Below are 10185 nucleotides of genomic sequence, written 5' to 3' on the forward strand. Positions count from 1 at the left end.
GTTCACTTCCGGCTTCAATTTCGTAAGGCTCTTTTCCTTTTTCAAAAATTCTCGTCAATTCATTTCCTTCAACGGTAATTTTATTGCCAATTCTTCTGATCCAGTTTCCTTCACGAAGTCCTACAACTTTGATGTCATTTTGCGTTAAAAATTCTTTAATTCTGGTTTCTCTGGTTTCGCCGTTGTGTTTTAAATCAGGATTCGGATCTAAGTAATGCGGATTGATATTGAACGGAACCAATCCCATACAATCAAAGCTTGGAGGATAAACAATCGGCATATCATTCGTGGTTTTCATGTTTTGTCCGCCAATATTGCTTCCTGCGCTGCAACCTAAATAAGGTTTTCCGTTTTCTATATTTTGTTTCAAAACAGGCATCAGGTTTTCTTCATGCAAAGTTTTTACCAGTAAAAATGTGTTCCCGCCGCCTGTAAAATATCCTTTTGCGGAGTTTAAAGCTTCCGTTTTGTTATCAAATTCGTGCAGACCTTTTACTTTGATATTAATGGTTTCAAAAAAAGATTGCGCTTTTGCAGTATAATCGTCATGTGAAATTCCGCCGGGTCTTGCAAATGGAATGAAGATGATTTCATCAATTCCTTTATATAAATCAATAAGTTCTTCTTTTAAATAGTCGAGATATTCGCCACCAAAAAGTGTGGAAGTTGATGCTAATAATACATTCATAAGATGAAAGATAATAGGTTTGTAAAGAAACAAAGATAAACTCAAACCAGATAAGAATCAAAAAATACGCTAAAAAAAGTTTGATAACTGTTAATACCTTCCAAAAAAACTTAAGAGTTCTAAAACTTTCTCTTTAATGGAACTGTTCTTGATTTTTAGTAATTACAATTTTAAAAATGTAAGAAAATATGAAAACGCTTAAAATTAATAGTAAACAATTATTTATAGGACTAATGATGATAGGAAGTACAGGTGCTTTTTTTGCACAGACTTCACCTAAAACTGACAGTGTAAAAGTTGTTGCTTCTACAACTCAGGCACAGACAAATCCCGTAATTGAAGGTTTAAAAAAACAGGTTGAAGCCAATCCTAAAGACGCAGAATCTCTTGCCAAACTGGCGACAGCTTATCAGGATGCTACAGACTGGCAAAATGCAGTCGCAACATGGAAAAAAATCTCTGTGCTGTTACCAGACTGGGCTCCGTCATATTACAGCCAGGCTTATTCTTACCAATCAGCTAAAGATGATATAAATGCCAAACTTGCTTATGAAAAATATATTGCTACCGTAAAACCGGAAGAAATTGAAGCAAGCAAAAAAAATCTCGCATATGCGTATTATTACATCGCATTTAACGAGCAAAAAGACAATCCGACCAAAGCTAAAGAGTTTATAGCAAAATCAATACAGTATGACCCTACAAATCAAGAAGCTGTAAAATTGAGCCAAGCTTTAAATTCTTAATTATAGTAAAAACCGAAGGAAATAATTCTTCGGTTTTTTTATTTGATGTATTTTCCAAAAAAGTCTGTTTCTCCGGTTAAATGCTTCATTATTTTTTCGATATTTCTTTGGATGCTTGCTTCGGTTTTTAAATTATTGATGTATTTTATCAGCTCCAGTTTTCTTGAAGGAATAAGCTTTTCGAAGTTTTCTAATGCGACAGGATTTTCTTTGATCGCTTTTTCTAAATCGGGATGAATTGAAATTGTACGGTCCGAATCATCAAATTCTACAAATATTTCAAGCATTTCACCAATTCTTTTCGGCGAATCTTTTAGCATAGTTAAATTGATGTACAGTCGCCATTCTCCTGAATATTTCATCAGATTTTGTCGGAATTCTTTACCATTCACAGTTCCTTTTACAGGAATCGGGCTTTTATTTTTTCCTGAAGCTTTAAATATTTCATTTAAAATTTCATCAGGAATAAAAACGAAGGGATTGATTCCTATGATGTCGAGTTTTGTGGTGAATTGGTTTTTCATATTTCAAAGTTATACTTTTGATTCGAGTTGTGGGATTCGTGTTAAAACAAGTACAATAATCAACTCTCGAACCTCGAACCCCGTAACTAGATAATTCAAAATGGAATGTTTATCTTTGCGGAAATAAATCAATTTAAACAAAATGAAATTTTTTATTGACACTGCTAATTTAGAGCAAATTAAAGAAGCTAAAGATCTTGGAATTCTGGATGGTGTTACAACCAACCCGTCTTTGATGGCTAAAGAGGGAATTCAGGGAGCTGAAGCAATCAAAAATCATTACAAAGCAATTTGCGAAATTGTAGACGGAGATATTTCTGCTGAAGTACTTTCTACAACATATGAAGAAATGATCAAAGAAGGTGACGAGCTGGCTGCAATTCATCCGAATATTGTGGTGAAAATTCCAATGATTAAAGATGGGATCAAAGCTTTAAAATATTTTTCAGACAAAGGAATCAAAACCAACTGTACTTTGATTTTCTCTCCCGGACAAGCTCTTTTGGCTGCAAAAGCAGGTGCAACTTATGTTTCTCCGTTCTTGGGAAGATTAGATGATATTACAACAGACGGTTTAAATTTAATTCAGGAGATCAGATTAATTTTTGATAACTATATGTATGAAACTGAAATTTTAGCAGCTTCTATCCGTCACTCGATGCACATTATTGATTGTGCTAAAATCGGTGCAGATGTTATCACTTCACCGCTTCCTCCAATCTTGAGCTTATTGAAGCATCCTTTAACAGACAGCGGTTTGGCTCAGTTTGTTGCAGATTCTCAGAAATTGGCGTAACAATTTTAATTTGAGATTTGAAGTTTGAGATTTGAGATTCTTTCTTCAATCGACAATTTTATGCTTAATTATAAATTATATAAAAAAATCCCGGAACTGTTTGTTTCGGGATTTTTATTTTATGAGTAGCGATTATTACCAATCTGAAGCTCTTCTTCGCTTTTCGATCATTCCGTCGATTGAAAATCTTCCGGCTCCAAATGTTATAATGATCATATAAATTGAAAGGTACAATAAGCTTAATTCTCTTTTATCAAAAGGATCTGCACCATGAACTACAAATGCAGCAATTGCCATTGTAAAGATTAAAAATCCTGCTGCAATTCTTGTAAACAGCCCCAGAATAATAAAAATTGAACATACAAACTCAGCAAAAACGGTTAAAATCAAAGAGATTTTCGGGCCTAAACCTATGAAATCGTAAAAAGGTTTATCTACCCCGTTAATTAAATCCTGAAGTTTAGGAAAGCCATGCGAGATCATCGCAAATCCTATAAATAATCTTACAATAAAAAGTACAATATCAAAAATTACAGGATTCGTCTTTGTGTTTATATAGCCCATTGATTGAAAATTTAAACTAAAGATAACAAAAATATCGTTAATATAACGATGAATAGAGATATTTTAGTTTATCTATAACCAAAATTCTTCAAATCACGGTCATTTTTTCGCCAGTCTTTTTTCACTTTTACGAAAAGATTGAGGTGTATTTTTTTAGAGAAAAACTTCTCCAGATCAATTCTGGCCTCTGTTCCTACCTTTTTGATGGCTTCACCTTTATGACCGATAATGATCCCTTTTTGGGTATCTCTTTCTACATAAATAATAGAATCGATGAAAATAATGCCTTCTTTTTCTTTAAACATTTCGGTTACTACTTCTACAGAATACGGGATTTCTTTTTCATAATTCAAAAGAATTTTTTCTCTGATTGCTTCATTTACAAAAAAGCGTTCCGGTTTGTCGGTGTACATGTCTTTATCATAATACGCTGGACTTTCAGGTAACATCGATTTTAATTTCGGTAAAATAATTTCCGTATTAAAAGCATTTAAAGCCGAAATAGGAAGAATTTCTGCCTTAGGAATTCTTTCGTGCCATTCTGAAACCAGTTTTTCAAGACCTTCCTGATTGGTCTGGTCTACCTTGTTCAATAATAATAAAACCGGAACCGGAATTTTATTGAGTTTATCAATTAAAAATTCTGACGGCTGTGCTTTATCAGTAACATCTACAATGAAAAGAAAAACGTCTGCATCCTGCAAAGAATCTTTTACAAAATCCATCATTTTTTCCTGCAAACCGTATTTCGGGTCAAGAACTCCGGGAGTATCTGAAAATACAATCTGTAAGTCTTCTTCATTATAAATTCCAAAAATTCTATGTCGTGTTGTCTGAGCCTTTTGCGTTACGATAGCCAGCTTCTCTCCCATCAACTGATTCAGGAGGGTAGATTTTCCGGCATTGGGCTTTCCAACGATATTTACAAATCCTGCTTTGTGCATTTAAAAAAATTATAAGATTAAAAAATTTAATAATTAAAATAATTAGAAAATTTAAGTATGTAATCATCATTATTTCTGCAATTTTTACTGCATTTAATGATCTTTTGCAAAGTTAGGGATTTTAACTCATCAAAACTATCAATGCGTAATATCTTTAGAGCAAGAATAATTTATTTGAATACTTAAAAAAGGTTTAATTTTGAGGATAAATTAATTTCAGAATCAATTTCTGCCATGAATATTGACGAAATCATCAAAAATATCTGCCCTATTCCTGAAACTTCTAAAAACAGTTTAAAAGAATATATTACAGAAGTTAGTTTCCAAAAAGGATTTATTTTAATAGAATCTGATAAAGTGATTCCTTATATTTATTTTTTAAAAAAAGGAATTGTTCGTGCTTATGCTTCTACTGAAAATAACGATATTACTTTCTGGTTTGGAATGGAAGGCGAACCTGTGGTTTCCATGAAAAGTTATGTAGATGAAAAACCTGGTTATGAAAGTATTGAGCTTTTGGAAGACTGTGATTTTTATGTTTTAGAAACTGAAAAATTAAAAAAGCTCTTTAACGAAGATATTCATATTGCGAACTGGGGAAGAAAATTTGCTGAAAGAGAGCTTGTGAAAACTGAAGAACTGATTATTTCCAGACAGTATAAAACGGCTTTGGAACGGTACAAAGATTTACTAAAGGAGAAACCTTATCTCTTGCAAAGAGTTCAGTTAGGGCATATTGCTTCTTATTTAGGAATTACGCAGGTAAGTCTGAGTAGAATTCGTGCGGAAATTAAATAATTAAAAATTTAAATTCTCGCAGATTGAACAGATTAAGCAAATTTTCATCTGCGTTATCTGCTCAATCTGCGAGAGTTTTTTTATTGTTATTATAAAAAAGAAATATTAGAATAAAATTCATTTTTTAACATTTGTAAAATTTTATCTGGTTTTAAAATCTCAATTTTGCAGCATAAAATTTTATTATAATGAACTGGATTATTTTAATCATTGCAGGATTATTTGAGGTTGCTTTTGCATCATGCCTCGGAAAAGTAAAAGAAACCACAGGAAACGAAATGTATTGGTGGTTTGGGGGATTTTTGGTTTGTCTCACCATCAGTATGCTTTTGCTCATTAAAGCAACCGAAACTTTGCCCATCGGAACCGCTTATGCAGTCTGGACCGGGATTGGCGCAGTAGGAACAGCTTTGGTTGGGATTTTAGTATTTAAAGATCCTGCAAGCTTCTGGAGAATATTTTTTATTTCAACATTGATTGGTTCGGTAATCGGTTTAAAAGCGGTTTCTCATTAAAAGTAAAAGATATATTTCTTATATTTGTGAAAAATATCGAATGAAAACAAAACTATTTTTTCTTTTAATCGGGAGCTCTTTGTTTGGACAAAATGCTGAGCTTTTTAATAACAATTGGTATATTTCACAAATAACAATTGCCAATCAGACAGTGAATAGTCCCATAATGGAATTGCCGATTGCAGCTTCTATTTTCCAAAATAATGGAAGTAACTATAACTTTATTTCTTCGTATTATAATTCTGCAGGTTCAAACATTACGTTTAATACAGTTACAGACAGTTTTACCCGACATGGAACTGCGGTAACATTATTAGTCTACAATGGTACAAATGCTGCTGCTGCACAGAATTATGATCAAAAAAACTGGGAATTTTATCTAAATACACCTACAGGAAACATTTATAATTATCAGATTGTAAGTAGTGGCAGCTCAAAAACACTTATCATTACAAATGCTACCACAGGAGACAAAATAGTATATAACAATTCGTTACTGGGAACAAAAGAAAACACCTTAAACAAAACATTTAAAGTTTATCCTAATCCTTCAAGTGACTTTTTGATTGTTGAAGATTTAGAGAAAAATTTAAAAGTAAAAATTTATGATTTGTCTGGAAAATTATTATTTGAAACCTTATCTTCGGGCAAAATATTAAAAGTAGATGTAAGCGATTTTCAAAAAGGTCAGTACATTTTAAGCATTGAAAATTTCAGATCTGAGTTTTTTATTAAAAATTAAATTACGATATAATTTCAATAAACAAAAACCGGCTTCATATTCTGAAGCCGATTTTTTATTTCTTTAAAACGATAGGTAAAATTTCGTTTACTCTCAAACCATATTTTTTTATTTCTGCATCAGAAAACTGCTGTGAGTAAAAATTAGCTTCCACTTCAAAGCCTGCATTCTGTAAGCGGTCGAAATAATCCATTCCATACCAACGAACGTGATCATACTGGCCGAAATGTTTTTGCCTTTCTTTAGGATCTGTGATGGTAAAATCTTCGTAAGTTTTTTCTAAAGAATTTTTCATCGGAACCTGTAAAATTCCCCAACCTCCGGGTTTCATGACGCGATATAATTCGCTCATTGCTTTGGCATCATCCTGAATATGTTCCAAAACATGATTGCAGAAAATAATATCAAAAATATCATTCTCAAAAGGCAAATCTAAAATATCTGCTTTTACATCTACAATCGGTGAGTACAAATCTGCTGAAATATAATTGAGATTGCTCATTCTTTTAAACTTTCTCAAAAATTCTTGTTCCGGAGCGATATGCAGAACTTTATAATTTTTAATGAAAAAATCGGTTTCATTCTGAAGATACAGATACATTTGACGGTGTCTCTCAAGACTTAAAGTTCCCGGAGACAAAGCATTTTCTCTTTGTTTTCCGTATCCGTAAGGTAAAAACTTTCTGTAAGATCTGCCATCAATAGGATCGTAAAATTTATCCCCTTTAAAAAACTGATAGATTAACGGGCGCGCCCAAATACTCATCTTGATAAGCATCGGACGAGGGATTTTATTTAATAAAAACTTAGTCAGCTTTTTCATTAAAAATCCAGTTGAAATGGCTTTTCTTCATCACTTACAATGCCTAAAGCCTCGTAAATGTAATCGAAAGTTGAAAGCAAAACAGGCTTACCGTTTATTACACAAACGTCATGCTCAAAGTGTGCAGAAGGCTGATTATCCAATGTTGTAACCGTCCAACCGTCATTATGAAATTTCACTTTTTCAGTTCCTAAATTGATCATCGGTTCGATAGCAATTGCCAAACCGTCTTTAATCACTTTTCCGCTTCCCTGTTTTCCGTAATTCGGAACTTGCGGATCTTCATGCATTTTTTTTCCCAAACCGTGACCAACAAGCTCTTTTACAACGCCATAACCCTCTTTTTCACAATGCTTTTGAATAGCGTGAGAAATATCACCGATTCTTTTTCCTCTGATGCATTGCTCAATCCCTTTGTAAAGAGATTCTTTGGCAACTCTCAGTAATTTTTTGGTTTCAGGTTTTACTTCTCCGATTTCGAAAGTATAAGCGTGATCACCTACATAACCGTTAAGAATTGCGCCACAGTCGACAGAAAGTACATCACCTTCTTTGATTTCTTCTTTATTCGGAAAACCGTGAACAACCTGCTCGTTTGGAGAGATACAAAGTGWATTTGGGAAACCTCCGTATCCTAAAAATGCAGGTTCTGCACCGTGATCTTTAATAAAATCGTGCGCTAATTTATCTAAATATAAAGTAGTAATTCCCGGTTTGATCTCTTTTGCCAACATTCCTAATGTTCTGGAAACCAATCGGGCACTTTCTTTCATAAGACGAAGCTCGTCTATTGTTTTTAATTGAATCATTATTTTTTTAGATGTTAGATATTAGACGTTAGATATTAGATTTTTACCTTTTGAATAAATCTTTTATGCTAACATCTATTTTCCTGATAAAATTATTAAAAGCGATATTAAAACTAATTTCTAACATCTAGCTTCTAATTTCTCAATCTTACCAAAACAAGCCTTTTTTCTTTTCTTTTTTCAGTTTTGAATATGCTAAAACTTCTTTTCCTTCAACCCTGAACTCAATTCTTTCGTTGATGATATTATAAATTTCGCCCCATCCCGGAAAGCCGCCCAAGTTTCTGTCGTCAATAAACCAATCTGCGTCTAATTTTCTTGATTGGGTTTCACAATCAAAAACCTCTCCTTCAAAACTAGAATTTACGGCATAGAATTCAACGCCGTTTTGCCTACAAAATTCTACCGCTTCATCCAAAGTTTTGCCGTGTCTGTATGTCCAGAGTATCAATCTAAAGCCTTGAGACTGAAGTTTTTTCAGTGTTTCGAAAGCGAAAATTTTTGTTTTTCCAATTGCAGGATAGGCGTCATCTACGATGGTTCCGTCAAAATCAACAGCAATTTTTTTATTATTTAACATTTTGTTGCGTTTTTAGCTGGGCAAAGATACTAAATAAATGAAAAGTGCCGAAAAACATCCGACACTCAATTTATAATTTATTGTTAAAATCTAATTATTTTTTCACCCAGGAGAATTCGAACTGTAAATCTGGTGTTGCAATTCGATCGGTAATTTTCTGTAATCTTGACGGAAGTTTCATTAGATATTCCTGAGCTTTTTCTGCTTTCTCGGTAAGACCTGTAATATGCTCAATCTTCCATTCATCAAGAAGATCTTTCATAATATTGATATAATCCTGACCTGTGTAAACCATGCATCTTTGCGCCGCATCTGAGAAATGCCCCCAAAGTTCACCCGCTTTTTGGCCCGATTGTCTCATCATGTGAGCCGGCATAACGATTTTTTTACGCATCATATCTTCAAATGCCAAAATCATTTCTGATGGATCTAATTCTAAAATTTTAGCTACGAAATGTTTATATGCTTTAGCGTGTCTTGCTTCATCTGCAGCAATTACACCACACATTTTTGCCAGTTTTCCGTTACCGGATTGTTTAGCCAATGTCCCTACTCTTCTGTGAGAAATATTGGTTGCCGTTTCCTGGAAGCTTGTATAAACGAAATTTCTGTAAGGATCCATACTCGTTCCTAAGTCGAAACCATCGCTGATTAAATATTGAGTGGTAATTTCAACCTCTCTCATGTTTACTCTTCCGCACAGATAAAGATATTTATTTAATAGATCTCCGTGCCTGTTTTCTTCTGCTGTCCACGATCTTACCCAATTTGCCCAGCCTAAACCGCTTTCCTGATCAATTCCGTCTACACCCATCAACCAAGATTCGTATGAAGGTAAAGCTTCTTCGGTAATACAATCGCCAATTAAGGTCACGAAAAGATCATAAGGCATCTCACGAGCGTAAGTCTGGATTTCATCAAGATCATATTTAAAATCTTCGCTTGACGGATCCGGTAAAAAATCTGAAGGTTGCCATATTTTTTCAATCGGAGTCAAAAATTTCTCAAGAAAAGAACCGACTTCCTTTTCCAAAATACCCATTACCTCTTTTCTTACCAGCTTATTGTACATCTAAAAATTAAGTTTTATAATTTGCAAAGATATGATTTATTTATTATTTGTGGCATAATAACGTATGTAAGTCATACTACTTCTGACATAAATCATAAAAGAAATGCCATTATCACTATAATAACGGCATTTTCTTTATATTATTATTCACTTTTAGCTTACCAAAATATCACCTGTCATTATTGCAGGAATTTCTACTCCCATCGTATGTAAAATTGTTGGAGCCATATCTCCTAATTTACCAGGTTTTAAGTTCCAGTTTTTGTCTTTATCCATTACGATTAAAGGAACCAGATTGGTTGAATGCTGCGTGTTTGGAGAACCATCTGCATTAATCATAACATCAGAATTACCATGATCTGCCAAAATGAAAACGGCATAACCGTGTTCATAAGCCATTGTTGCTACTTTTTCAATGCATTTATCTACTGTTTCAGCAGCTTTTACAGCGGCTTCAAAAACTCCTGTATGACCCACCATATCGGTGTTTGCGAAATTTAAACAAATAAAATCGGCTGTTTCATTTTCAAGTTCGGGTAAAATTGCGTTGGTGATATCATAAGCTGACATTTCAGGTTTCAAAT

14 protein-coding genes are annotated in these 10185 nt (G+C 33.5%); 5 read left to right on the plus strand and 9 right to left on the minus strand.

What is annotated here, in order from left to right; all coding sequences use genetic code 11:
• A partial coding sequence (gene pepE, locus AB4Y90_RS10425; protein WP_441557455.1) for a dipeptidase PepE occupies positions 1 to 688 on the minus strand: 688 nt, incomplete at its 3' end.
• 188 nt (positions 689 to 876) lie between these two features.
• Between pepE and AB4Y90_RS10430 the strand changes: the two genes are divergently transcribed.
• Positions 877 to 1434: a tetratricopeptide repeat protein gene (locus AB4Y90_RS10430; protein ID WP_441557457.1), complete on the plus strand. Its 558-nt coding sequence runs from the start codon at positions 877 to 879 to the stop codon at positions 1432 to 1434.
• 38 nt (positions 1435 to 1472) lie between these two features.
• On the opposite strand, the gene AB4Y90_RS10435 is transcribed toward AB4Y90_RS10430, so the two are convergent.
• A complete protein-coding gene (locus tag AB4Y90_RS10435) occupies positions 1473 to 1958 on the minus strand; it encodes a YdeI/OmpD-associated family protein (protein WP_441557458.1) in 486 nt (161 codons plus the stop codon).
• A 142-nt stretch (positions 1959 to 2100) separates the two neighbouring features.
• On the opposite strand from AB4Y90_RS10435, the gene fsa reads away from it, so the two are divergent.
• A complete protein-coding gene (gene fsa, locus AB4Y90_RS10440) occupies positions 2101 to 2754 on the plus strand; it encodes a fructose-6-phosphate aldolase (protein WP_039372485.1) in 654 nt (217 codons plus the stop codon).
• Positions 2755 to 2889: 135 nt separating this feature from the next.
• Here fsa and AB4Y90_RS10445 read toward each other — a convergent pair whose 3' ends face one another.
• Both AB4Y90_RS10445 and era read right to left on the minus strand, forming a co-directional pair.
• Complete coding sequence (locus tag AB4Y90_RS10445; protein WP_441557460.1) at positions 2890 to 3318, minus strand: DoxX family protein; 429 nt, start codon at positions 3316 to 3318, stop codon at positions 2890 to 2892.
• A 68-nt stretch (positions 3319 to 3386) separates the two neighbouring features.
• Positions 3387 to 4262 (minus strand): GTPase Era, encoded by an 876-nt coding sequence (gene era, locus AB4Y90_RS10450; protein WP_102981615.1) that lies wholly within the window; start codon positions 4260 to 4262, stop codon positions 3387 to 3389.
• Between the two features lie 234 nt (positions 4263 to 4496).
• Here era and AB4Y90_RS10455 point away from each other — a divergent pair, with 234 nt between their 5' ends.
• From AB4Y90_RS10455 to AB4Y90_RS10465, 3 genes are all read left to right on the plus strand, one after another.
• Positions 4497 to 5060, plus strand: a complete 564-nt coding sequence (locus tag AB4Y90_RS10455) for a Crp/Fnr family transcriptional regulator (RefSeq protein WP_441557461.1) — start codon at positions 4497 to 4499, stop codon at positions 5058 to 5060.
• Between the two features lie 188 nt (positions 5061 to 5248).
• Positions 5249 to 5575, plus strand: coding sequence for a DMT family transporter (locus tag AB4Y90_RS10460; protein WP_076558213.1), 327 nt, complete (start codon positions 5249 to 5251; stop codon positions 5573 to 5575).
• 40 nt (positions 5576 to 5615) lie between these two features.
• Positions 5616 to 6317: a T9SS type A sorting domain-containing protein gene (locus AB4Y90_RS10465; RefSeq protein WP_441557462.1), complete on the plus strand. Its 702-nt coding sequence runs from the start codon at positions 5616 to 5618 to the stop codon at positions 6315 to 6317.
• A gap of 55 nt (positions 6318 to 6372) precedes the next feature.
• On the opposite strand, the gene AB4Y90_RS10470 is transcribed toward AB4Y90_RS10465, so the two are convergent.
• The 5 genes from AB4Y90_RS10470 to AB4Y90_RS10490 all read right to left on the minus strand — a co-directional run.
• Positions 6373 to 7140, minus strand: coding sequence for a class I SAM-dependent methyltransferase (locus AB4Y90_RS10470; RefSeq protein WP_441557463.1), 768 nt, complete (start codon positions 7138 to 7140; stop codon positions 6373 to 6375).
• Positions 7140 to 7949: a type I methionyl aminopeptidase gene (map, locus tag AB4Y90_RS10475; protein ID WP_441557465.1), complete on the minus strand. Its 810-nt coding sequence runs from the start codon at positions 7947 to 7949 to the stop codon at positions 7140 to 7142. The genes AB4Y90_RS10470 and map overlap by 1 nt, the downstream gene beginning before the upstream one ends.
• 148 nt (positions 7950 to 8097) lie before the next feature.
• Positions 8098 to 8529 carry a BT0820 family HAD-type phosphatase gene (locus AB4Y90_RS10480; RefSeq protein ID WP_441557467.1) on the minus strand — a complete coding sequence of 144 codons (432 nt, stop codon included), beginning with the start codon at positions 8527 to 8529 and terminating at the stop codon, positions 8098 to 8100.
• Positions 8530 to 8623: 94 nt separating this feature from the next.
• Positions 8624 to 9601 carry an acyl-ACP desaturase gene (locus tag AB4Y90_RS10485; RefSeq protein WP_441557468.1) on the minus strand — a complete coding sequence of 326 codons (978 nt, stop codon included), beginning with the start codon at positions 9599 to 9601 and terminating at the stop codon, positions 8624 to 8626.
• A 153-nt stretch (positions 9602 to 9754) separates the two neighbouring features.
• On the minus strand, positions 9755 to 10185 hold a 431-nt coding region (locus tag AB4Y90_RS10490; protein ID WP_441557470.1), incomplete at its 5' end, for an alkaline phosphatase family protein.

This window comes from Chryseobacterium sp. 2TAF14 (genome assembly GCF_052115105.1).
In the GTDB taxonomy this organism is placed as follows: Bacteria; Bacteroidota; Bacteroidia; order Flavobacteriales; family Weeksellaceae; genus Chryseobacterium.